This window comes from Paraburkholderia sp. GAS448 (assembly GCF_050435685.1).
In the GTDB taxonomy this organism is placed as follows: Bacteria; Pseudomonadota; Gammaproteobacteria; order Burkholderiales; family Burkholderiaceae; genus Paraburkholderia.
On sequence record NZ_JBNDKT010000026.1, the window covers coordinates 24,847 to 49,650 of the forward strand.

Genomic DNA, 24,804 nt, shown 5'->3' on the forward strand with positions numbered 1-24,804 from the left:
TCGCCCGCGAGCAGCCCGCAATCCTGCCTGCGGTCTGTCAGCGAGCGCCGACCAGAAACCAGCGTGGTCCTCCGTCCTGTCAAGGCGAATTGACCACGATCGATGTAACACCTCGCACTTCTACGACCCTGCGGCGCAGCCATGCCGCACCGTAATCATTGCTTCGCCTCCACGGGCCGCAGCGCAACGACCGTTTGCCACCCTGCGCCGAGGCACGCCGCATCCAGCAGACTGGCAAAACGCTGCGCATCGGGCAGCCCTGCGCCAACCCGCAGCGAGGCCGGCACGGCATCCGATCCTTCACTCCACCATGCGCTTGATCCTGGCGTCGCGCACGCCGCGAGCAGGTCGGAAAATTCCTCGCCGGCGCTGGAAGCGTCGGCCACCGTCAACCGCCATGCAGTGGCAGCCTGTCCGCCGCCTGTGCGCCCCAGTTCAGTCAATTGCCCATCGAAGCGCTCGAGAACGAAATCGGCGGCAAGCGTCGACAACGCCAGTTGCGTGGCTTCGTCGAACCAGGCCTGAGCGCCGCCGAGCCATCCGGCAAGCTCGCCCCCTTCCAGCGGCACCGCGATGGTGAACGGAAAATACCGTCCGACCCGGTCGACGCCCGGCATCAGCACGCCCGCCCAGGCCTTCGTGCCACACACGCCGGCCCCCGCCACGAAACACCAGAGCGGCGCATTCAGGTAGATCGGCAGCCATTGCGCACCGAACGTTTGCCTCGCGAACAGCATGCCTTCCTGCAGACGCTCGTCCCATGGCGTCACGAACTCAGGCGGCAAGCGACGCGACACGAAGTCGCCGTGCGTGCGCACCTTGCCGAAAAAACCAGGGCCTTCTGCGACGAACCCGCTCATAGCCGGTCAGGGCAGCGAAACTGTTCGAATACGCCTCGACGGAACGGATTCGTTACGCTGCTTGCGTCAAGCTGGAGCACCAGCGTGCGTCCGTCCGAGTCGAAGGTCATCTTGAACCGGTCCGCTTGCGCGGTCGGCTGCAAGCGCGCACTGTCCATCAGATGCAGCAGCGCCCACGGCCCATCCGCCCGTGGCGCCGAAGCATCCCCTGACGGTTCGAAATCGACATGCGCCTGTCCTGTGCCTTTGCCGCTCGGCCACTGGAACACCATCGACTGATCTACATGGGCGGCAACGAGCTGCTGCCCGTCGATATCGATGGTGGCGTGGTCGATCGCGGGATCGATATCGAGCACCTTTAGCGTGAAGCGAACCGATACGTCGTGCCCTCCCGCGCGGAAAAATGCATCCTTGATCTGCGCAGCGCGCTGGAACTGCGCGAGCACGTCCGGCGGAATGCCGAGCGAATCGGCGCCATCTCGCCAGCGCCATTGCTGCCCCGACATATCGACTTTCGCCGCCAGGTTCTTCTGGAAGAAATCGTCGATCAGGCCGCCGGGCCCGAGTATCTTGCCGAAGTCATCCGGCGTGGCATCGCGGGTGGACGATCGCACCAGCGGATAGCGGCCATCGAGCGCCTGCCGGCACAGCTGCACCACGTTCGCCTGCCACAGCGCATTGAGCCGCGCGCGCTCGCCGCCGACCATCAGCAACGACCCACCGGTCGCCACGTCATCGACCACTGCGGCGAGCGGTGCGGGCGCGCCTTGCGCCGCGAGCTTCAGCTTGTTGAGCGCATCGCCGGGGGGCGGCGGCAGGCCCTGGCGGCGCGCCGCATCCGCTGCGGAGAGATACGCGGCCGCATCCTTGAGCGCCGCGAGCTGGGTGTCGAGCGGAACCGGCCCCTGCGCCCCCGGCTTGCCGGCGAGATCGTGCAGCGACTGGAAGTGCGCGTCGACCGGATTGATCGGCGCGGGCGCCGCTGCCGTTTCGTCAGGCTGATTGCCGAGTGCGCTCTCGAGGCGCTTCTTCACCGCATCGAGTTTGCCGCTCAACGCCGCGGTGCCCTGTTCGGCCAGCGAGCCGCCGGTCTTCACCGTACTGAGCGTGGTCTCCTGCGCGGCGGCGAGCATCAGCGCACGCAAGGGCGAATCGGGAGCCGTGAGCGCATTGGCGACGCGCGCGCCCTGCTCGACACCATCGAACGGCACAACATGGATATCGTTCAACAACGCGTCCCATTGCTGGATATAAGCGTCGTAGTACAGCTGCGTCATGCCGGCCTTCAGATCGGCAATGCCGGTCGGCGTCAGCACCGACTCTTCCCGGCCGAGCACCCAGTTGTCGCGCGCGACGTCGATCGCCGCCTGATCGCGCAACTCACCGAACTTCTGATAGCCCGCACGCGTATAGGCGCCGGACACGCCGCGCGTCAGCGGCGCGCCGCTCTTGCGCGTCAGCACCAGCGCCGCGTTATGTCCGGCCGCGTTCGCGACGCTGAACTCCGGCAGCTTCGCCTGTTCGAGATCGCGCACGACGCGGTTGAACATGCGCTGGGCGAGCGGCATTTTCGCCAGCGTCGTGCGCGCCTCGCTGATCAGATCCTTGTCGAGCGGCAGCGACGGATCGAACTGGGCCGGCTGGAACAGCGCGGCGAGATGCCCGTCGATGTCATTGCGCTGTTCGTCGCTGGCATCGCGCAACGGCCCGCGCCGCCAGTCGACGTCGGCCCACAGCCGCACCGAATCGGCATCGTAGTGGGCGGCATCGCCGAGCATGAGATACGCGCGCAGCACTTCGTACTGGAAATCGGGATTGTTCGCGTCGCCGCGGCGCAATTCCTCTTCCATGCGGCGCACGACGAGCGGCAGCAAGGTCTGGCGCAGCAGCCGGCGATAACTCGCCTGCGCTTCGAGGCCGAGCTTGTCGCCCTGATACAGCCCGAGCCGCGACAACCACGGCACGCTTCGGTCGCGGTCCGCGTAGCCGCCCGGAATATCGCGCACCGCGTTGAGCAGCGGCAACAGTGCGAGCGGGTTGTCGCCCGGCTGCGTGTTCTGCGCGAGCTTTTGCAACTCGGTCACATGCTGCTGCACGTTCGCGATATACGTGCGATTGCGCTGATAGCTGACAAAGAATCCGGCCAGCGCCAGCACCACCAGAACGCCGATCACAGCAAGCGCGATCCGTTGAAGCCACGCGCGGCGGCGCTCGAGTTTCTGGTTGAGGCCAGCGAGCCCCGCCTCCTGGAAAATCACGTCGCGCAGCAACCGGGTGATGAAGTACGCGCGCGCACCGGACGGATCGGGCAGCACGACCTGCCGCTGCAAGCCGAGCGCCGCTGCAACCGCGCTCATCACGCGGTCGATCGGCCGCCCTTCCTGCGTGCCGCTGGTGAAATAGACACCGCGCAACAACGCCGACTGCTCAAAGCGCGACGTGCTGAACGTCTCGTTGAGAAAACCCTGCAATGCATTCTCGAGCCCGGCGAACTGCTGCGGAAAGCCGTACACGAGCCCGCGCCGACGCGTGTCGGTCTCCTGCTGCATGCGGTGCAGCACGCGCGCCTGCAACTGCTTTTCGAGCGCATCGAACTCGGCGGGAAACGCCGTGAGCGTTTCGTCCGGTGTACCGTTCTCCGCATATGGAAACGTCATGCCCCAGACCTGCTCGCGTTCGTCACGACCGAGATCGTCGAAGAACTCCGCGAAGCCGGCGAGCAGATCGCATTTCGTCACGACCACATAGACCGGGAAGCGCATGCCGAGCTGCGTGTACAGCTCCTTCAGGCGTTCGCGCACTGCGCTCGCCTGCACCGCGCGCTGCGTGTCGGACAGCTGGAGCAGATCCTGCGCGGAGAGCGCGACGATCACGCCATTCAGCGGGCGGCGCGGCCGGTACTTGCGCAGCAGTTGCAGGAAGCCGAGCCATCCCGCCTGGTCGGCGGCCGCGAAACTGTCCTGCGTCGTGAAGCGGCCGGCGGTATCGAGCAGCACGGCATCGTCAGTGAACCACCAGTCGCAATTGCGCGTGCCGCCCACCCCGCCGACAGCCTGCTTGCCGAGCCGGTCGGAGAGCGGAAACTTGAGCCCGGAGTGCATGAGCGCCGTCGTCTTGCCCGTGCCTGGCGCGCCGACGAACACATACCAGGGTAGCTGATACACGTACTGACTGCCGAACCGGCCCTTCACGCGCGCCTTGCGCAGCATCGCCATGGCTTCTTCGAAACGCTGCTTCAGTGCGGCGACATCCGCTTCCGATTCCTTTGTGCCGGGTTCCGGCTGCGCCGCGCCTTCGGCCACCACACGCGTAAACTTCACGTTCGCAAGCCGCAGCATCAGCCAGCGCACGATCCAGTACAACGCCCACAGCAGCAGCAGAATAACGATGACGGTAAAGCGGCTGCCGGACGTCTCGAGCGGCGCACTGCCCGCGTACCCGAAGAGCGGCCCTTCGATCCAGACGATCAGCGCCAGTGCGAGCACGCCGAACAGCGACAGCACGATCGGCCGTCTGAGCCAGTTAAGCAGCTTCATGGGCGAGCCCTCCCGTGCCTGACGGACGCACCGCAAGCGCACTCATGATGCCGCTCCCGGCGCCAGAACCGTGATGTCGACACGGCGGTTTTTCGCGCGGTTCGCGGGCGAGTCGTTCGGTGCGATCGGCTCGGTGTCGCCGCGCCCTTCGGCGGTGAAGCGCCCGGGCGAGCCTGCGCGCGCGGCGAGCATGTTCCTCACCACTTCCGCCCGCGCCTGCGACAGATGCCAGTTCGACGGGAAGCGTGCGGAGATCAGGCGCTGATTGTCGGTGTGACCCGCCACGACGACATTGCCTGGCACATCTTTCAGTGCGTCGCCGATGCGCTGGACGAGCGCTGCATACTCCGGCTCCAGTTCGGCGCTGCCCGACGCGAACAGACCGTCGCCATTGAGCTCGACGACCGTGCGGTCCGGCGTCTCCGTGACACGCACGAGACCGCGCGCAATCTCCGGCGCGAGGAACTGCGACAGCTTCGGCGCGAGTGTGGGCGCCACTGGCTGCCTGGGTGCGAGCGCCAGCGCGGGCGTCACACGGATCGCGTGCAACGCGCCGAACACGCTGTCGGAGGCATCGTTCAGGCTGAAGCTCAAGCCGAGGTGGACGATCACCAGCACGACGCAGGCGAGCGCCGCGGCGACCCACAGCGGCACCAGTTGCAGCAGGGGTTTGCGTTCCACCTTGACCGGCAGCCAGTGCGGCGACAGATCGCGCTCGGCCGCGCCGCGCTGCGAGCGGATCATCTGTTCGAGACGCTCGCGGATGGTGTCGAGTTGCGAGCGTCCGCCGTCGATCAGACGGTAACGCCCTTCGAAGCCAAGACCGAGGATCACGTAGAGCAGCTCGAGCACATCGATGTTCGCCGCCGGGTTCTGGGCGAGCCGTTGCAGGATCACGAAAAAACGTTCGCCACCCGAGCCTTCGTTATGAAACGTGATGAGCAGACTTCGACTCGCCCACATGCCCGCCCCCCACGGCGTGCTGGAGACGGCTTCATCGAGAAACGTGCACAGGCAGTAGCGCGATGCGCCGAGTTTTTCGTCGTCGTAGCCGCTCGCGCGGCCTTGCGTTTCGAATGTCCGCACCATCTGCATCATCTGCGTGCGCAGCTCCTCGACGTTCGGATGGGTCGGCAACTGGCGCAGCGGCAGCGCCAGTTCCAGCAGCGGGTTCGCGGCGCGCAGCAGCGGATTGAGTCCGCCCGCCGTCGCCGGGATCGGCGTCAGGGCCGCCGCCGCGGCCGCGACGTACGCGGCGCGCGCGCCCCCGGGCGTCGGAATCAGGATCGTGGCGCCAGGATCCTCGGTGGGGCCACGCGGTTCTTCAGGAGTCACGATGAACATCCTCGTCAATGAATGCGTCAGCGGCGGATCGCCCAGAACTCCATGGCGAGCCCCGGAAACTCTCCGGCGACGTGCAGCGCCATGCCCGCCGACGCCGCGAGCTGCTTCCACAGTTCGTTACCACGGTCGAGTTCGAAGTACGTGAAGCCGGCATGAAACGGCAACTGCCGTGGCGCCACGGGAAGCACACGCAGGCCGATACCGGGCAACTGCAGGTTGACGAGGTCGCGGATGCGTTCCACCGGCCCGATCTTCACCTGCGGCGCGAAGCCCGTCAGGATGCTCTCCGCCGGCATCTGCGCCCGCACCGCGAGCACGAAGGTCGCCGAGGCAAACAGGTTCTTGTCCGGCACGACCGCGACCCGCAGGCCGAACTTGCGTTCTTCGAGCGGGATCGGCACGGCGTGCGGGTCGATCACCATGCTGAGCGACGCGCGCAGATCGTCGATCACCGGCGCGAAGGTCTCCTTGAGCCGCTCGTGCCGGTAGACCGGATAGGCCGGCGGGCGCTTCGACTTCTGGCTGAAGGTGGCCAGTTCGCCGGCCAGCTGCACGGCAAGCCGGTACAGGTCTTCCGGATGCAGACCGGACATCGTCGACAGGTGCGACGCCAGTGGCTCGTGGCGATTGATCAGCTCCAGCAGCAGGAAATCCGCGACCTCCGCCACGCCTGTCACGCCCGGCTGCGCGAGGCGGGCGGCCAGCGCCTCGCCGCGCTGGTGCAACAGGCCGACCAGGTCGTCGACGAAAGCAGCGAGGCGCCGCGCCACACGATAGTCGAGACACGGCGGACTGTAGTCGTTTTCCAGCACGACGCGGTTGTCGGGCAGACGCTCGATCACGCGCGCGACGCCGAGCACCGCATAGGCGTTCGCGACATCCGGCTCGAGCGCGAGACGCACGCGCAGCTTGCCGATCTGCATCAACGCCGCTCCGGCGTTCGGGTCGTTGCTGTCGGGCACGTCGATTTCGGCGATACGATGCCGCGCGAAGTTCTCTTCGGTATCGGCGTTGCCGGTCTCCGCGACGCCCGGGCGCCGTACCGGCAGCGCGAGCGCGACGAGCCCGTTGCGCACCCCTTCGGGAATATCGAGCGGCACCGGCAGATCGTCGTCGGCCGGCAGGTTGAACGGCGTGCCGTCCGGAAAAACGCCCGAGCACGCCAGCAGCGCGACCTTGCCCAGTTTGAGCAACTGCTCGTCGAACTCGAGCGAAGCGAAGCCCCAGCTATACGGGCGCAAGCCCGAGGCGCGCGTCTCCAGCTGCGTTTGCAGATAGCGATCATGTTGCTGCAGATGCTGCGGCTGCAGAAACATGCCTTCCGACCAGATAACTTTGCTGTTCCAGGACACGTTGTTCTCGTTTTGAAGTGGGTCAGGTCTTGTCGGCCGGGTCCGTCTTGCCGGCCTTGCGGGCGTTGCGCAATGCGTCGATCTGCGCTTCGTACGCGTCGTTGAATGCCTCGCCGAAGAGCTTCTGGAAATCGTCTTCCGCTTCGCGTGCGATCCCCGCCTGCAATTCGACGAAGCGGTCCCACAGTTTCGCCTTGCGGTTCGACAGGACTTTGTCCAGCAGGCCCTGCTCTTTCAGTTGCTTCTCGATCAAGGCGGGATCGAAGCGCCCGAGCACATGCGCGAGCGCCGCGCGCATGCCGACGATCACGGCCAGCTCGTGCGATTCGATATCGTCGAAGGCACGTTCGAGGGCCTCGGCCGGCGGCAGATAGCCTGCGCCGCGGCCGGTCAGCATCTGCGCCAACGCGCTGTCCACGTCCGGGAAAAACTTGAGCGGGTTGTTATCGCGCGCGACGATCAGCGTGACGTCGAGGCGCGCCTCGCGCTTGGTCATCGAACGCGAACGCAGCACGGCCATTGCGCCGCGCAGCGCTTCGCGCAGCATCACGCCGGTCAGCCGCGCGAGTTCCGGCGCCGGAAGGTTCGGCGCACGCGACGGGTCCAGGCCGAGACCCTCGACCAGCGCGCGGGTTACCGCGCTGTCGGATGAGGTGGCGGAGGGGGTGGCGGATGAGGTGGCTGGGGCAGCGGATGCTGGGGCCTCGCGCGCGGGTGCGACGGCAGGTTCAGGTTCAACCTCAGGCGCCGGCGCGGCGACGGGTGCCGGCGCAGGCGAGTGTCCCGATGCGGTCCCGAATGCTGCTGGCGCTGCGGCAGGCGTCGCCGCGCTCGTCGCTGCGGCAGGGAACGTCGGTGCGGGCGCTGCCGGCGGCATCGCATGAGGTGCGCTCGCCGCGTCGCCCGGAAAAGCCGTTGGCGGGATCGCAAACCCTGGCGTAGACGGCTTTGCGGCCGGCGTTGCTGCAAACAGGTCGTCGAATGGTGTGGCACCCCCGCCCGTCGCAGGTCCATCGAGCAGGCTGGCAGGCAAACCGGTCGGGCCGCCCGGCGGCGTCGGCGAAGCAATTGGCGCCCCAGTTTGCAGATCAGTCGGCGCCGCGTGCGGCGCACCGAATGGCGGCAACGCGAACGGCGAGGATATGTCCGCCGGCTCATGCTGCCGCATCGGCGGCGGGGACGGATGCGCAGGCTGCTGCGGCGACTCCCATTGCGCCAAGGCATCCGCCAGCGGATCGTAGTCAGCCGGAATCCCTCCGCCCAATGGCGCGGCGGCAGAGGTGGCGGGCGCCTGCCCGCCACCTGTCTGCGGCATGGCTGCCGGCACCGGCGCCGAGAAGGCCTGCCACTCCGGCGACACGTGGTCGCTCTCCGATCCGGCGAACCCCGGTTGCGACGAAATGCGCGGCTCTCCACCGAACCCGGGTTGCCCAAGCGGATCGAGCGCCGCCGAGCTGAACGGATCACCCTGCGCACCCTGAGGCGCTGCCCCGCTCAACACCTGGGCCGACGCCAGCGGATCATGCGCGCCCGGCATGCCCTGCAGCCCCGCGCCCCGTTCGGCCAGCGTCACTTCCAGCAGATAAGCGCCGATCAGCAGCCGGTCACCGTCCGTGAGGCGCGCCTCGCGGGTGCCGCCGAGCGCACGCTGATTCAGCACGCTCGGATTGCTGCCGAGATCGCACAGCAGATAGTCGCCGGCGCGAAACTCGACGCGCGCATGGACACGCGAAATCGCCCGCTGCTGGTCCGGCAGCACGAGCGTGCAGGTGGTCGCACGGCCGATCGTGCCGCCCGTTGGCCCGAACTCGACCGTGATCGGTTCGGCAAGCGGCGCGTCGTTATAGGCGGCGACGCGCAGCAAAAGCATCGGATAGTTCGATTGCATCCCCGGACCCTTTTCAGGTAAGCGTCACTCTACGATTTTAGTTTCCTGGTGCCGTCATCGGCGTCCTTTGGTGCGGTTGGGGCGGTCGGCGACGAGCCGTCGCCCGATCCTGCCGAGCCCCCCGAATTCAGCAGGATCGGCGTGCCCGATACGGCGACGCTCGCCGGCCCGACGACCAGGAACGCGCCGCCCGCCTTCAGCGTAATGCTCACGCCCGCCTCGATCACGACGTTCATGCCTGCCTTGATGTGAATATTCATGCCCGCATCGATCGCGTAGTCCATGCCGACCTTTTCCTGCAGCTTCTGACCGACCTTCAGCGAGGCCGTGCCGTCGACCTTCGTGTTCTGGTCGCCCGTCACCGCGTCATGGCGCGCGCCGCTGACGGCGATAAATTCATTGCCGGTGATTTTCAGGTGACGGTCGTTCCCGACATTCGTCAGCGTGTCGTTGATGATCCACGTCTCGTGATCCTTCTCGGCGTGAAAGAACAGCTGCTCGCTGCCCTTCGTGTCGTCGAAGCGCATCTCGTTGTAGCCATTGCCGCCCTTCGTCGAATTGCTCTTGAGCGTCGACAGCGCCGCATTGGCCGGCAGGTCATACGGCGGCATCGTGTTCGCGTTGTACACGCAGCCGGTGACGAGCGGGCGGTTCGGGTCGCCTTCGATGAACTCCACGATGACTTCCTGGCCGATGCGCGGCACGAAGAACGTCCCCCATCGCTTGCCCGCCCAATCCTGCGCCACGCGCACCCAGCAGCGCTGCATGCGCGCGCTCGAATCCGCCGGCGGGGCGAACTGCTCCCAGTGGAACTGCACCTTGATGCGGCCGTATTTGTCGGTGAGGATTTCCTCGCCCTCCGGCCCGACCACGGCCGCGGTCTGCAAACCGCCCACCACCGGCCTCGACGTCAGGCGTTCCGAGCGGAAGTGGTTCTCCTTGCGCAGCGCGGTGAAAGTGCAGTCGAAGAACGGCAGGATGGCCTCGTCGTGGCGCGTCGAGACATAGGTATCCGAGTTGACTTCATAGGTGGCGCTGACAACCAGGTAATCGTGGTTCTGCCCGTCGCACGCATGGCCCGTCAGCCTGAACAGGCCGCCCGGCCAGATGCCCCGTGCGCTCGAACGTCCGTAGATGCTGTCGTTGCGGGCCTGGCGAATCTCGACGCCGACCTTCGCGTAGCGGTCGCCGTCGCTCGACTGGATATGGCCAGTCAGATGCTCCTGCATCGTGTAGACCGGCGCATCGTAGACCTTCGGCCGCGTCGCCCGCGACAGCAATCCCTGCTGGGTGCTCGACGACGGTTTCTCGAAATCGTAGTCGTTGACCTCGTACTTGCCCGTCTGCAGCTCGGCGCCTGAGGACCACTGATACACGCACTCCTTCTCGTTCCCCGGCTCGTACCACGCGTCGTATGAGATCGTGCCGTAGTGGTCGATCGGCACGTGCACATCGCCTGAATCGGTCAGCACGAGCGTGTGCTTGCCGCCCTGGTGCTCGATGTAGTAATAGATGCCCTCGTGCTCCATCAGCCGGCTGACGAACGCGAAATCGGTCTCGCGGAATTGCGCGCAGTGCTCCAGCGTCGGATAGGTCGCCGAGCATTTGTTGCTGACATCGACGTTGTAATCCTTCAGCACGCTCATGACGATATCCGGCACCGTCATCTCGTAGAAAAAGCGGCTGTGTGACGCCCGCGTGAGCAGCCACAGCCGCGGCCGCACGATCGCTTCGTAGCGCGCCAGCTGATTGCCCGTCCTGTTGCCCGGCGCCGTGATGCGAAACGCGGTGACGATGCCGTTGATCTGCCGTTCACCGCCCGCCGGCAGCGACACGGCGATCGACATGTCCTGGCCGAGCAGGTCGCCCGGCTGAAGGTCGTTGCGCGTGCTCAGCAGGTCGACATGGAACTCGCTCAGCCGGCCCAGTTCCTCGGTGCCGGCAAGGCGCAGGAACAGCAGGTCCTGCCCGGCAGGCGCGCAGCTGACAGTGACATGGCGGTTCGTATCTTGCGCGGTCATATCAGGGAATCATCGTCTTGACGGTGGCCGGATTGACAATCGTGACGACACCGCCCCAGTTGCACATGCACTTCGACACATTGTCGAGCGATGGCTGGTTGCCGAGAATCACGGTCGGCGCGCCCGTCACCCACGGCGACAGCGTCGCCGGCACGCATGGCATCGGCGTGAGCACGCCGAGCGCGGCGGTCGTCGCCGCCGCCACGGTCGGATTGGCGGGCGAGCTGCACATACCGAACGGCATGATGTTGACGAGCGGAATGTGGTCCATGATGTTCGCCGCCGGCGGTCCCTCGCCCATCACCCGGTTGACCGGCAGCACGACGAGGCTCGACGGCGCCGCGCCGAACGAGCATTGCAGCGTTGCCCCCATGCTGACCTGTTGCGGCATCTGAAAGCTCCCAATCGTGACGCTGGTTAACCGTGCGCGAGCGCTTCGTCGCCGCACGCTCAGTCGAAGGTGTAAACGAACTCGCCGTCACGCGCGCCGATCTGGACCCTGGAGACGGCGCCGCCATCCATCATGCGCGTGAGGAACTCCGTACTGATGCGTGGCAACAGTGTGTTCGTCAGGATCGCATCGATCATGCGGCCGCCGCTTTCGAGTTCGGTGCAACGGCTCGCGATCAGCTTCACGACGTCGTCGTCATAGGTGAATGGAATCCTGTGCGACGCGCGAATGCGCTTTTCGATGCGCCCCAGCTGCAAACGGATGATCGCGCCGAGCATCTCGTCGGACAGCGGGTAATACGGAATCACCACGACCCGGCCAAGCAGCGCGGGCGGAAATACTTTCAGCAAAGGTTCGCGCAATGCCTTCGCGATGCCCTCCGGCTCCGGCATCAGTTCCGGATCCTTGCACAGACTGGTGATCAGGTCGGTGCCGGCGTTGGTCGTCAGCAGGATCAGGGTGTTCTTGAAATCGATCACGCGTCCTTCGCCGTCTTCCATCCAGCCCTTGTCGAACACCTGGAAGAAAATCTCGTGCACGTCCGGATGGGCCTTCTCCACTTCGTCGAGCAGCACCACGCTATACGGCCGGCGCCGCACCGCCTCGGTCAGCACGCCGCCTTCGCCGTAGCCGACATAGCCCGGCGGCGCGCCCTTCAGCGACGACACCGTGTGCGCCTCCTGATACTCGCTCATGTTGATCGTGATCACGTTCTGCTCGCCGCCATACAGCACTTCGGCCAGCGCCAGCGCGGTCTCGGTCTTGCCGACGCCTGACGTGCCTGCCAGCATGAATACGCCGATCGGCTTGTTCGGATTGTCGAGGCCGGCGCGCGAGGTCTGGATACGCCTCGCGATCATCTCGGTCGCATGCCCCTGGCCGATGATCCGCCGGTTCAGGTTCTCGGCGATCTTCAGCACGCTCTCGATCTCGTTCTTGACCATCCGGCCCACCGGGATGCCGGTCCAGTCCTGCACCACGGAAGCGACCGCCTGTTGATCGACGGTCGGCAGGATCAGCGGGTCCTCGCCCTGATGCGCGGAGAGCTTCGTCTGCAGCTCACGCAGTTCCGCGAGCAGCGCTTCAGGGGCGGCTGCGCCTGCGGGTTGGCCTGCGGATTGGCCGGGTTGTTCCGCGCCGGTCGCCTGAACCGCGCCTTCAACCTTGCCGGTTTCGCCGCGCAGTTGAGCCCGCAAATCAAGGATGCGCGTGACCAGTTCCTTTTCGACCTGCCAGCGCGCGTCCAGCGCGGCGAGGCGCTCGCGCTCGACGGCGAGCTTCGCCGAAGCCGCGGCTTCACGCTCCTTCGTATCAATGCCCACGGCCGTTTCGCGGCCGATGATTTCAAGTTCCGTCTCGAGCGCCGCGATGTGTTTTCTCGAATCATCGACCGATGGCGGCGTCGCATGCTGGCTCACCGCGACCCGCGCGCAGGCGGTATCGAGCAGGCTCACGGACTTGTCGGGCAGCTGCCGCGCCGGAATGTAGCGATGCGAAAGCCGCACCGCCGCTTCGAGCGCTTCATCGAGCACCTGCACCTTGTGATGCTTTTCCATCGTCGAGGTCACGCCGCGCATCATCAGGATCGCCTTCTCCTCACCCGGCTCCTGCACCTGCACGACCTGGAAGCGGCGGGTCAACGCCGGATCCTTTTCGATGTGCTTCTTGTATTCGGCCCACGTGGTGGCCGCGACCGTGCGCAGCGTGCCGCGCGCGAGCGCGGGCTTGAGCAGGTTCGCCGCGTCGCCCGTGCCGGCCGCGCCGCCCGCGCCGACCAGCGTGTGCGCCTCGTCGATGAACAGGATGATCGGCTTCTCCGACGCCTGGACCTCTTCGATCACCTGACGCAGCCGGTTCTCGAACTCGCCCTTCATGCTCGCGCCCGCCTGCAGCAAGCCGACGTCGAGCGTGCGCAGCTGGACGTCGCGCAGCGACGGCGGCACGTCGCCCGCCACGATGCGCTGCGCGAAGCCTTCGACCACCGCGGTCTTGCCGACGCCCGCCTCGCCGGTAAGGATCGGGTTGTTCTGCCGGCGGCGCATCAGGATGTCGACCACCTGACGAATCTCTTCATCGCGTCCGACGATCGGATCGAGCTTGCCGCTCCTCGCCTGCTCGGTCAGGTCGGTCGTGAAACGATTGAGCGCTTCCTGCTTGCCCATCGCCGGGGGCGCCATGGCGCCGTCCTGGGCGCCGCCCGGCGCGGCGTTCGCCTGGAAGCCGTCGCTGGCCGTCATCGCCGCTTCCGGGGACGCGGAGAGCAGGCTGCCAAAATCGTCGGCGAGCGCATCGAGCTTGATCCGCTCGAACTGACGCGAGATGCCGTACAGCCCGTTGCGCAACGACGGCGTTTTCAGGAGTCCCACCACCAGATGCCCGGTGCGGACCTGCGACTCGCCGAACATCAGCGAGCCGAATACCCAGCCGCGTTCGACCGCTTCCTCGACCTGCGACGAGATATCCGTCACCGACGTCGAGCCGCGTGGCAGCCGGTCGAGCGCGTCGGTCAGATCGCGCGCGAGTCCCGCAGGATCGATGCCGAAATGCTTGATGATGCGGTGCAGATCCGAGTCCTGCAGTTGCAGGATCTGGTGAAACCAGTGCACCAGTTCGATATACGGATTGCCGCGCAACTTGCAAAAGACGTTCGCGCTTTCGATTGCACGGAAGGCCAGCTTGTTCAGCTTGCCAAACAATGCCGCCCGCTTGATCTCGGCCATTTTTGCTAGTCCCTTGACGATGTCTGAGGTTCCACCGATGACGCCTGCGCAGGGGTCCGGGCAAACGCGCGCGGATGGCCCGTGGAGTCGGCGGGGTTGAGCAACAACTGACCCTGGTCGCCTGCGGCCGCGCCGCCCAGCAGCCAGCTCGTGTAACCGAGGCGCGCATGCCGTCCGAGCTTCAGGCGCGGCACGTCAGCCTGCCTGAGACGCAGGTTGACATCCCAGTCGAGGCCGTCGCGCGCATAGTTGCGCACCCAGTCGACGAGACGGCTCAGGCTGTCGCCGCCGGGCAGGAAGCGCTCGTAGTCGGCGATCGTCAACGGCCCGATGACGATGCGAAACTTGTGCTGGGCATCCCACACGCGCGCCCCGAGCAGCGTCGACACGCCGAGGGCCGACGAGCCGTCCAGCGCGCCGAGCCGCGAAACGGTCTGCGCGGGCAGCGTCATCCAGTGGCCAACCCATTCTTCGATTTCGACCGGCAACCCGAAAAAGCGCGACAACACGAGCTTGAGCCCCGCAGCCGGGCGCGTCGGCCCGGCGAGCAGCCCGGCGAAATGCAGCTTGGCGAAATCGGCCACCGTGTCCCGATCGCGCAGTGCGGTCTCGCCCAGACCGAACAGGCTGCCGACATAGACGGAAAAGCGGTCACGTCCCGGCCGGTCGAGGTTGACTGCCGGCTGCGCATTGGCCCACGCACGGTAGAACAGCGCCACCATGCGGTGATGGAAAATGTCGAGAAAACGCGCGAAGGTCGGATCGTTCGAATTGCGCGCGCGATCGCGCACGTATTCGGTGAGATGGGTCGGCAACGCACCGTGCGGCCCCAGAAGGCCGAAGAACTTGACCGCGAGCCGCGCAGCATGCCCGTCGCGCGCCGGCGTGAACGCGCCGAGCGTGTTCGGCTGGAACACCAGTTCCGGTTCCTGCGTGAAGCGCACCGCATCGTCGCGCGGACGCAGCGATTCACCGACAAGCGGCTTGTCGGGATGCGCGTTTTCGAGCAGCCGCACGGCCTGGAAGAAGTCGAAGCGATACGCTTCGTCCTCCAGTTGGCGCAGGAGTGTCAGAGGGTCCGGCATTGTCCTGCCCTCACCGGCCAGCGCATGATCTCGCCGCGCGTGAGCGTCTTCACGACCGTCTCCGTAAACGAATTGATCGACACGTATTGCGCGAAATAGTGCGCAAGCACCGCACCGAGCAGAAAGGCACCCGCGCCTTCAAAGGCGGTTTCATCGAGCGTGACCGTCACCTGCAGGCCACGACCGAACACAATCGGGCCGTGGGCAGGCAGGCGGCGCGTCACCGCGAGCGTATCGATCGAGCGCACACCTTCGATCAGGCGCTGCGCTGCGGCGTCATCGGCCGGGCAATAGAGACCGAGCAGATCGCGCAACACACGGGCGCCTTCGTCGCGCCCCGAATCGAGCAGCGACGCGTAGTTCAGCGACAGGTGGCTCAACAGACGCCAGGCCACCGCGCCGTGCGCGTAGGACGGCAACGGCCGGCTCGGGCCGCTCACGCAGCGCACGCTCTCGACCGGCGCTTCGACGTCGAGCGTGAAATCCGCCGGGCCCACACCGACTGACATCGTCAGCGGCAAGTCCCGGTTCGTGCACAGCACCTTCAGTCCAAGCTGGCGCAGGTCGCCGCGAAACGGTGCGTTCGCCGCATCGACGAGCGCGATGAAGGTTTCGCTGCCAAGATAGCTGGTGCGCGGTCCGCGCTCCTGCTGCCGGGACGATTGCAGACGCTTTTCGCGCCGGATCTGGTAGTACGCGTCGGCATCATGCCCCGTGCCGAGATCGCGGGCGTGATAGAACGACTCGAAGCGCTGCTCGGCGCCCGCGCCCGCGCCGTAGCCGGTCACCTCCTCGATCTGATATACCTCGAAATCCATCGGCCGGGTGCGATCGGCAATCACCTGATATTCGAACTGCTCGGCGGACAGCGCAATGCGGTCCGTGCGCCGCGAGAACAGATTGATCGCAGGCGTGCAGTAGAGCGCGAAGTTCGACGCATCGAGCGTTTGTTCGAGCATCGGGTCGCTGCGGTTGAGCAGCACGATCACTTCGATCTCGCTGTCGCCGCAGCGCCGCAGCGCCGGTTGCAGGCCGTCGATGCCGACGAACATGAAGCGCTGCGCAAACGCGAAGTATTCCTGCAGCAGCCGGTATCCCTGAAACGACTGTTTGCTGATCGGCAGGAGCGCCTCATCGTCGGCAAAACCGATTGGCTTGACGGCCGTCGCGGGCAGGCGGGCGTGCCAGGTCGCGGGCCGCGTGACCGGCATCACGACCACGCCGGCCGCCGAACCCAAGAGACGTTCGTAGATGCGCGTGGGCAATGCGTCCGTGCCGCGCAGGTACAGCACGAGCTGGTCCAGTTTCAGCTGATTGATCTTGAGGCCGCCGGCCGCACGCAGGCGCAGCCGCAAGCCCGCCTTGACGCCGGGCGGCAAGGCTATCTCGGTGCCGCCGAGCGAACCCGCATAGGTGAAGAATTTCGCTTCGGCGATTTCCAGCGGCCAGAGCGTAACTTCGTGCGCACTGCGATACTCGCAGCGTGTCGAGCCCGTCTTGTCGAGCAGGCTGCGCAGCGCGCTGCCGCGCGCAATCCGGACACCGTGGGCGAGATTCGGATTCGTCAGGTCGGGCTGGATCCGCACGACGGCCATCGACGGCGTCGGCGCGAGATAGTGCGGATACACCAGTTCCGCCAGGTGCTGCGTGAAGCGTGGAAACTCGGCATCGATCTTGAGCTGCACGCGGGCCGCCAGAAAGCTGAAGCCTTCGAGCAGACGCTCCACGTACGGATCCGCGCATTCGAGACTCTCCATCCCAAGGCGCCCGGCGACCTTCGGAAACTCTTTCGCGAACTCTCCCCCCATTTCCCGCAGATGCTGGAGTTCCTGGCTGTAGTACTTGATGAGTTCCGGGTTCATGGATTCAACGTGGTCCGCTCTGATCGATCACCCTGATTTCTCCGGCTTCCAGATCGAGTTCCGTTCGGAAGTAGAGCCGCTCCGGATACGGCTGCGCCCACAGGTCTCCTTCCACGATGAACGATACGGTGTTGTGGCGCGCCGTGGTTTCCCCCGTCTGCACAGAGCTCACGCGTACCGAGTCGTGCAGGATCCGGGGCTCGAAAGCCCAGATTGCATCACGTATCAGCCGCTCCAGATCCGCGGTGTTCATGCCCGATGCGGTCTTGCCAGCGATATCCGGAAAGCCAAAGTTGATGACAGACGTCGCCACATACGGATAGCGCGACAGGTCCTGCACCGATGCGAGCCCATTGGCGTTGAGCAGCCACGCGAGGTCACGCTGCACGCTGTGGCGCAACGCGCGCATCGACAGCACGCGACGCTCGCGCGATTCCTGTTTGACCTCGGGCTCGAGATCCGTCAGGCGATCGAGGAGCGAAGGTTGCAGGCGATCACGGGCTGTCAGCTCAGCCATGGCCTGGCACGGCGTCGCCGCCATCCTGACCTGCGTGCGGCGCTTCGACCTGCAGTTCGATCGTGCGCACGTCGAGCAACGGGTAGTCGTTCGTATCGGTCGTCAACATGCGCTGGCCGACTGGCCGCGGCGTGGCTGTGCCGTTGTCGATCCAGTCCGTGAGGTGGGCGAGCCACAGTGCGTGTTTCTTTTCGGCGAGCGTGCCTGCATAGCGGGTCGGAATCAGGCCGACAGCCTGACCTTCGTTGGCCCACGTGAAAACCGCCGGCGTCCAGACGCGATCGCGCAGATCGGACGGCGCTTCGATCTCGATGCGCCGGATACGCGAAAACGGTATCCAGTAGTAGCGCCCGTTCAGGACCGTTTCGAGCGTCGGTCCGAGCCGGCTGTCGGCGTCCGCGATCCACTCGAAAGGCTCGCCGTTGAGCGCGCCCGCGGTGGTCGGCGCGTCATCGAGCGCCTTCGCGCGGGACGCCCCGGCCGCGCCGGCATCGCCGGCCGCGTCGAGCCGCAATGCCTCGAGCAGCAGCGCGAGCCACGCGGTGGGCTCGCCGAAGATCAGCGGTGCACGCCTGCCGCTGAACACTTCTTCACGCAATGCCTCGCACTGCAGCGCTTCGCGATAGGTCTGCACCATCGGCAGTGCGGCTGCATCGAGTTCGCCCGTCACGTTGAGCTGGGTCAGCGCGCGATCCCATGCGCCCATCACGGCCAGCAACTGAAAAAGGAACACGCGGTACGCCACCTTCGCGGGGTCGTTGCGAACCTGGACCTGCAACTGCCGCAGGCTCTCTTCGAGATCGCCTTCGCGCAAACTCTGTTCTGCCGTCATGCTGGTTCGCTCCAAGAGGCCCGATCGATACCGCGCGCTGCTTCGACTCCGCGACGCTGCGTCGCCGCCGACAAGCGCGGCGCGACACAGCGCAACCTTCCTGCCGCCTAGGTTTCAGCGTTCCCCGGGATATTCCATTTCACTTCGACCACGCCGCCCTCCTTCGCACCCTTCGCATTTTGCGGCTGGTATTCGACGTGGAACTTCTCGAAGTTAAGCGTCACGTTCTCCGTAAAGCGCTCCTCGCCGCCCGAGCCGCCTGTCGAATACGAACTGACCAGCACCCCCTCGAGCGTGATCTTGTAGTACTCGAGCGGATTGTCGCCGCCAGCCTTGCGTACGGTCAGGAGCGCAGTGGCGATGTGGGAGCCCTTGGTGCAGGCTGCCATGATGGGCGGGCTCGCCTTGTCGGTGTATTTGGTGAACGACAGATCCTGCACCGACACCTTGCCGGCGCCGCCGCCTGTACCCATGTGCATCGTGCCGCTCTGGCTCAGCCCCCAACTCCACGCCAGCACTTCGATCTCTTCCTTGTGAGTCTTGTCCTGAGACTCACCCTTGATGTCGCCCAGCTTCATAAACATATCGACGGCCATGTTCCTCTCCGCTCAAAATATTTCGTCAATGATTCAGGATTTCCGTTACGCGGCCTTGGCCGACGGAAGCTTCGATACCAGCCTCAACGAAACCGTCAGGCCTTCCAACTGGTAATGCGGGCGCAAAAAGAATTTCGACGTGTAGTACCCCGGATTCCCCTCGACTTCCTCGATCACCACTTCAGCGGCAGCCAGCGGCCGGCGGGCCTTCGACTCCTCGCTCGAATGCAGTGGATCGCCGTCGACGTACTGAAGGATCCAGTTCTGCAGCCAGCGCTGCATGTCGTCCTTTTCCTTGAAGCTGCCGATCTTGTCGCGCACGATGCACTTCAGGTAGTGCGCAAAGCGGCTGCAGGCAAACAGATACGGCAAACGTGCCGCGAGGTTCGCATTCGCGGTGGCATCCGGGTCCTCGTACTCCGCCGGTTTATGCAGCGATTGCGCGCCGATGAAGGCGGCGAAATCCGAGTTCTTCTTGTGCACGAGGGGCATGAAACCGTTCTTCGCGAGTTCCGCCTCGCGGCGGTCGCTGATCGCGATCTCGGTGGGACACTTCATGTCGACGCCGCCATCGTCGGTCGGGAACGCGTGAACCGGCAGCCCTTCGACCGAGCCGCCCGACTCGATGCCGCGAATCCGCGAGCACCAGCCATACAGCTTGAACGAGCGGTTGATATTGGTCGCCATTGCATACGCCGCATTGGCCCACGCGTACTTGCTGCTGTCCGCGCCGGCGGTGTCTTCCTCGAACGCGAATTCGTCGACCGGATTGGTCTTGGCGCCATACGGCGCACGCGCCAGAAAGCGCGGCATCGCAAGGCCGACATAGCGCGAATCCTCAGACTCGCGCAACGAGCGCCACGCGGCATGCTCCGGCGTCTGGAAGATCTTCGTCAGATCGCGTGGATTCGCCAGTTCCTGCCATGAATCCATCAGCATGACCGTCGGGTCCGCCCCCGTGATAAGGGGTGCATGTGCGGCAGCGGAGATTTTCGCCATCTGCGTCAACAGATCGACGTCGGGCCCGCTGTTGTCAAAGTAATAGTCGGCCACCAGCGCGCCGTAAGGCTCGCCGCCGAACTGGCCGTACTCTTCCTCATAGAGCTTCTTGAAGAAGGGGCTCTGGTCCCAGGCGGTGCCCTTGTATTTCTTGAGCGACTTGTGCAGATCGCCCTTCGAAATGTTCATCACGCGGATCTTCAGCGTCTCGTCCGTTTCGGTGTTGTTCACCAGATAGTGCAAGCCGCGCCAGGCGCTCTCGACCTTCTGGAACTCTTCCGAGTGGATGATCTGGTTGACCTGATCCGTGAGCTTCCTGTCGATCTGCGCAATCAATGCTTCGATTGTCGCCAGCACGTCGCCGGAAATGACTGCGGTGTCGCGCAATGCCTGTTCAGCAAGCGTGCGCACGGCCGTCTCGACGGCCTCCTTGGCCTTGTCGCTTTTCGGCTTGAATTCCTTTTGCAGCAGACTCGCAAATTCATTCGCTTCGAACGCAACTGCGCCCGGTTGCGCTTGTCCCTGTCCTTCGCTGGTGGGTTCAGCCATGGTCAAACTCCCCTGTTGGTCGCGCTCATTCCTGTGGCTTCGGCGCAGACGCCAAAGATTGCAGCAGGGCCGGGTCGTTCAGCAGTTTCGCGATAAGCTCTTCTGCTCCGGTCTTGCCGTCCATATAGGTCAAGAGGTTCTGCAACTGGCCGCGAGCCTCGAGCAGCTTCGATAGCGCGTCGACCTTGCGGGCGACCGCAGCCGGCGAAAAATCGTCCATGCTCTCGAAGGTCATGTCGACCGCGAGATTGCCCTCGCCTGTCAGCATGTTCGGCACCTGCACCGCCACACGCGGCTTCATCGACTTAAGACGCTCATCGAAATTGTCGACGTCGATCTCGAGAAACTTGCGATCGGCCACCGGCGCGAGCGGATCCGCCGGCTGTCCCGACAGATCGGCCATCACGCCCATCACAAAGGGCAGATTCACCTTCTTGTCAGACCCGTAAACTTCGACGTCATACTCGATCTGCACGCGCGGTGCCCGATTGCGCGCAATGAATTTCTGGCTGCTTTCCTTGGCCACGACAATTCCCCTGGTTGACGCCGCACGAGCCGCGAGCAGCGCGGAGCGTGACGGCCGTGATACACATGCCGCCGGTTACTCGTTCTCGATACCTCCGATCTGCCGGGCCTGCCCCAGACCTTCGGGAGCCAGGTCCTCCAGAATCTCCATAAAGCTCTTGTCCACCAGACGGCGCGCCCGAACGAGCAGCAGCGGCACCGGACTCGAAGGCTCATGCTTCTCGTAGTACGCGCAGATCTTGTCGATCATCTTGACCACATCCTGTCGGCTCGACACGTCGCCCGTCACCGGCGCCGCCGCCGGCGCGGCGCTCACGCCGCCGCTCAGGGCCGTGTCTTGCGCGAGCGCGTCGGCGGCGGCCGCCGGTTCTTCCTGACCGACGCGCTCGCCGAGAAAACTCGCGGCATGCTGCAGCAGTTTTGATAGCGGCGACAGATCGATCGACTGGGCGGCGCCCACGCGCTCGGTCAGCAGCGTTTCGATGCGCGTCGCGCTGCGCCGTGCGGCCAGCGCCGCTTCATAAGTGGCGATCGCGCCATCACGTGCATCGGCAATGATGGCGTCGACCGACGCCATGGACGGTACTTCGACGCCTTCGGGCGTGGGTATTTCTCCGGTTGCATATTCGATGTCGCGCAACGTGACCACACCGTGCAGGCGGGAAGCTGCGAGCGGCGCGACGCGCACGTCGACGAGCGTGCCGGCCTGCTCGACCAGCAACGCCAGCGCATTGATGCGCGCGGTCGGATCGTTGTCGTCGTCAGGATCGAGCTGCGGATAGACGTGGTCCCATTGCCGATCCAGCAGCCCTTCGATCAACGCGAGCCCCTCGGCGAGACCCGTCAAGCCCCTGCGATTCAGCAACGCGCGCGTCAGATATCCGGCCACGCGCAGGTCGCGGCTTCTCGACAGCAGGCCGAGCGACAGCGCTTCTGCGGCTTTCCAGTCCGGCGGAGTAGCGGCGACGACGGTCTCACCGTATTGCGCCTCGGGCTTTCCGTGAACCACCTGTTCCAGTTCAAGAAACTCTGGGGCGTACTCGACATCGTCTCCGCATGGATTGTCCGGTGATATTTCGGCAAGCATTACGCCCGCATCAAGCGTGGCCATTTTTAATGGATTTAGTGAAATAAGTAATCTCCGCCGGTCGTAAAGAGAACGACCCGCGTCACCGTAACTGCCGAAACTGGTTCCCCCTGATGCGCGACAAGGCTAATTCGATTACTTACACACTCGCCCATCGTGCGGCATTACCCACGCCTTCACGCCTCTCGGACGACGGTCCGATAGGAGAATAGCACGCAATTTGCAAAAGGAAAGTGACATCGGAAAGGCAGTACGCAAGCCCCTGAGCACAATAAATTTCTGGAAACTATACGCTTCAATAAACTTAGTAGTTATTTAAAGAAATGCGCACCATGCCATTTAAACTGCTTAGAACAATTTCCGTGAAAAATCAAAGTTTTTATCCGTGAAATTCAATGCCGGATTGCGTGATTTAGCCCTTATTCCTCGGGCACAGGGCGCGAGCGAACGCGGCCATGGCCGTGCTTCGTTTTCGCCGGCCGGAACGGATGGGATGGGCGTTCGATGCAAACCGCGCCAGACTCGACTAATGCGCAACCGTGCCAGGTTGGATTAAGGAAAACCCTGCAGCACGAAACGCGAAATTATGCACGCCGGCTTTTCATTTTTTCGTATAGTCCTGTTGATTTCGCCTATCCATTTTTTCATTGCTGGATCACGAACCGGCGTCATAGACTTAGTTTTGATTCGGCGCATTGGACTACGACAATTAGATGAAATCGCTTTGCATTTCATCTATTTTTCATTGTTGATGGTTTTCAACGGGTAAAAACCGTCCTTTCCGTACTTTTTCGCTATGATTGGACAACCCGTTCCCTGGAACCAGTACAAATCTGCTGTAAAACCAGCACAGCCTCGCTACGGAACAACCGGGCGCGGCCGACCAAGCCGGGGTGACACGTGGCGAACATGGAAAGCACAAATGCAGTCTGCGGCGTCGGGGAAAGCGCACTGCCGGAACTGTGGCAGCGCCGCGCACGGCTCAGCCATGACGAAATGGCGTCGATTTACACCATCGTCCGTCACGCCCTGACCACCTATCATCCACTCGAATTGCTGGCGCTCGCCGAAGACAAGGAAGAGCTGATCTCGCAGTTCATCTACCTCAAGGTGTTCCGCCTCGAGGCGAGGCACCCGCAAACGGCAACGTTTCCGCTGCACAGCGCGCCGTCGAGCGGTCACGCGGTGCGCGCGTATTTTCGCCGCTATCTGATCGACTACCTGCGCAGCGCGAGCCATCAGCGCAATATCTCGCTCGATGACGATGACGTCATGCTCGAGATCGAACAACAGGCGACCGTATACGCTGATCCAGTTGGCTCGGTGCTGATGCAATACGGACTTGACGAAGCCACGGTGCGCGAATCCGCCGCTGAATTCATTGCGGGACTCGACGAGCCGGACCGCCTGTTGCTGGGCGGCAGCCTCGGCTGGCTGTCGAACGCAAGAGGCGGCCTGTCGCAGGTCGCATCACGCTATCGCATCGCGTCTTACCACTATCGCGCGCGCAAGCTCGGCGTCACGCTAAGAAAAGGCGCGGTGCCGGCCGACTTTGCCCGTACCGCGATCGGTCAGTGGATCGAACACAAGCTCGGCATCGACGTCGCTCCGGACAATCGAACGGCGATCCTGCTGGTACTGGGCATCCTGTCCGCGCAATCATTCGGACCGGACTGACGCGTGCGAGGCCATCCGTGCAACTTGCCACGGCGAGACTGACCGACCAGGGCGGCCGGTCACGCAATGAGGACTCACTCGGCGAATGGTCGAGCGAACGTCTCTACTATTGCGTGCTGGCGGACGGCGCCGGCGGCCACGGCAGCGGCGATGTCGCGTCGCGCATCGTGGTCGACACTGCGCTGGCGGACCTGCGATACCTGACGGTCGACGAACTTCCGCCAACCGGCAAGCGCCTCGTGAACGCACTGTCCCACGCGAACGAGGACATCCTCGACGAACAGGTGCGCGGCGGTCGCGCCACGCGGGACATGCGCTCGACCGCCGTGTTGCTCGCGATCGACCGCGAACTCAATACAGCGGCCTGGGCACATTGCGGCGATACGCGGCTGTATTGCTTTCGCGACGGCCAGATTCGTGCGCAAACACGCGATCACAGCATGGTCCAGGAAATGGTCGATGCACAGTTGCTCGCTGCCCAGGATGCCCGTCATCATCCGCGCCGCAACGTCCTGTTTTCGGCGCTTGGAACGCGCGAGGGGCTCGACATCGCGGGCCTCGATGGCACCTTCGAACTCCACGATCGGGATGCGTTCCTGATCTGCTCCGACGGGCTGTGGGAATACGTGGAAGAGGCTTTCATGCTCAACGCGCTCGCGCAGGCGGCCACCCCGCTTGCATGGCTCGACGCGCTGGCCGCGCAGGTGCGCGCCACGGCGAAGGCGAATCACGACAACTACAGTGCCCTTGCGGTGTGGATCGCCGACCCGTCAGAAGAGACCGTGCTGCATCTGCCGCCGGCTCCTGCATAACGACGAATACGCGGACGAACACCTGGGCGAATGCGCACACGCATAAGCGGACGATGCGCGCACGGATACACGCACGGATGCGGAAACGGGG

The 24,804-nt window shown here is 64.6% G+C and carries 18 protein-coding genes; 2 read left to right on the plus strand and 16 right to left on the minus strand.

The genetic code is table 11. From position 1 onward, the window contains the following. Positions 1–155 precede the first annotated feature (155 nt). The 16 genes from tagF to tssA all read right to left on the minus strand — a co-directional run bounded on the left by tagF (position 156) and on the right by tssA (position 22,248). A complete protein-coding gene (gene tagF, locus P3T23_RS33650) occupies positions 156–860 on the minus strand; it encodes a type VI secretion system-associated protein TagF (protein ID WP_429320389.1) in 705 nt (234 codons plus the stop codon). Further along, the gene (gene tssM / locus P3T23_RS33655) at positions 857–4,396 is read right to left on the minus strand and encodes a type VI secretion system membrane subunit TssM (RefSeq protein ID WP_429320390.1); all 3,540 of its coding nucleotides are present in this window, start codon (positions 4,394–4,396) and stop codon (positions 857–859) included. Before tssM ends, tagF begins: the two co-directional genes overlap by 4 nt. Before the next feature lie 42 nt (positions 4,397–4,438). Continuing rightward, positions 4,439–5,731 carry a type VI secretion system protein TssL, long form gene (tssL, locus tag P3T23_RS33660; RefSeq protein WP_429320391.1) on the minus strand — a complete coding sequence of 431 codons (1,293 nt, stop codon included), beginning with the start codon at positions 5,729–5,731 and terminating at the stop codon, positions 4,439–4,441. 26 nt (positions 5,732–5,757) lie between these two features. After that, positions 5,758–7,092, minus strand: a complete 1,335-nt coding sequence (gene tssK, locus P3T23_RS33665) for a type VI secretion system baseplate subunit TssK (protein ID WP_429320392.1) — start codon at positions 7,090–7,092, stop codon at positions 5,758–5,760. Positions 7,093–7,114: 22 nt separating this feature from the next. After that, positions 7,115–8,980: a type VI secretion system-associated FHA domain protein TagH gene (gene tagH, locus P3T23_RS33670; RefSeq protein ID WP_429320393.1), complete on the minus strand. Its 1,866-nt coding sequence runs from the start codon at positions 8,978–8,980 to the stop codon at positions 7,115–7,117. Between the two features lie 29 nt (positions 8,981–9,009). Then, the gene (locus P3T23_RS33675; protein WP_429320394.1) at positions 9,010–11,001 is read right to left on the minus strand and encodes a type VI secretion system Vgr family protein; all 1,992 of its coding nucleotides are present in this window, start codon (positions 10,999–11,001) and stop codon (positions 9,010–9,012) included. A 1-nt stretch (position 11,002) separates the two neighbouring features. Continuing rightward, positions 11,003–11,392 carry a DUF4280 domain-containing protein gene (locus P3T23_RS33680; RefSeq protein ID WP_429320395.1) on the minus strand — a complete coding sequence of 130 codons (390 nt, stop codon included), beginning with the start codon at positions 11,390–11,392 and terminating at the stop codon, positions 11,003–11,005. Between the two features lie 59 nt (positions 11,393–11,451). Continuing rightward, on the minus strand, positions 11,452–14,172 hold the full coding sequence (tssH, locus tag P3T23_RS33685; RefSeq protein ID WP_429320396.1) for a type VI secretion system ATPase TssH: 2,721 nt from the start codon (positions 14,170–14,172) through the stop codon (positions 11,452–11,454). Between the two features lie 5 nt (positions 14,173–14,177). Further along, complete coding sequence (gene tssG / locus P3T23_RS33690; RefSeq protein WP_429320397.1) at positions 14,178–15,257, minus strand: type VI secretion system baseplate subunit TssG; 1,080 nt, start codon at positions 15,255–15,257, stop codon at positions 14,178–14,180. Further along, positions 15,242–17,119 carry a type VI secretion system baseplate subunit TssF gene (gene tssF, locus P3T23_RS33695; protein WP_429320398.1) on the minus strand — a complete coding sequence of 626 codons (1,878 nt, stop codon included), beginning with the start codon at positions 17,117–17,119 and terminating at the stop codon, positions 15,242–15,244. Before tssF ends, tssG begins: the two co-directional genes overlap by 16 nt. 4 nt (positions 17,120–17,123) lie before the next feature. Then, entirely contained in the window at positions 17,124–17,636 is a 513-nt protein-coding gene (gene tssE / locus P3T23_RS33700; RefSeq protein ID WP_429320399.1) for a type VI secretion system baseplate subunit TssE, read from the minus strand. Further along, on the minus strand, positions 17,629–18,468 hold the full coding sequence (locus tag P3T23_RS33705) for a type VI secretion system accessory protein TagJ (RefSeq protein ID WP_429320400.1): 840 nt from the start codon (positions 18,466–18,468) through the stop codon (positions 17,629–17,631). Before P3T23_RS33705 ends, tssE begins: the two co-directional genes overlap by 8 nt. 107 nt (positions 18,469–18,575) lie before the next feature. Further along, positions 18,576–19,064, minus strand: coding sequence for an Hcp family type VI secretion system effector (locus P3T23_RS33710; RefSeq protein ID WP_429320401.1), 489 nt, complete (start codon positions 19,062–19,064; stop codon positions 18,576–18,578). A 45-nt stretch (positions 19,065–19,109) separates the two neighbouring features. After that, positions 19,110–20,612, minus strand: coding sequence for a type VI secretion system contractile sheath large subunit (gene tssC, locus P3T23_RS33715; RefSeq protein WP_429320402.1), 1,503 nt, complete (start codon positions 20,610–20,612; stop codon positions 19,110–19,112). A 25-nt stretch (positions 20,613–20,637) separates the two neighbouring features. After that, positions 20,638–21,138 (minus strand): type VI secretion system contractile sheath small subunit, encoded by a 501-nt coding sequence (gene tssB, locus P3T23_RS33720; protein ID WP_429320403.1) that lies wholly within the window; start codon positions 21,136–21,138, stop codon positions 20,638–20,640. A gap of 75 nt (positions 21,139–21,213) precedes the next feature. Next, entirely contained in the window at positions 21,214–22,248 is a 1,035-nt protein-coding gene (gene tssA / locus P3T23_RS33725; RefSeq protein WP_429320404.1) for a type VI secretion system protein TssA, read from the minus strand. An 885-nt stretch (positions 22,249–23,133) separates the two neighbouring features. Between tssA and P3T23_RS33730 the strand changes: the two genes are divergently transcribed. Then, positions 23,134–23,901 carry a hypothetical protein gene (locus tag P3T23_RS33730; protein WP_429320405.1) on the plus strand — a complete coding sequence of 256 codons (768 nt, stop codon included), beginning with the start codon at positions 23,134–23,136 and terminating at the stop codon, positions 23,899–23,901. A gap of 17 nt (positions 23,902–23,918) precedes the next feature. Beyond that, entirely contained in the window at positions 23,919–24,713 is a 795-nt protein-coding gene (locus tag P3T23_RS33735; RefSeq protein ID WP_429320406.1) for a PP2C family protein-serine/threonine phosphatase, read from the plus strand. The last annotated feature ends 91 nt before the right edge of the window (positions 24,714–24,804 follow it).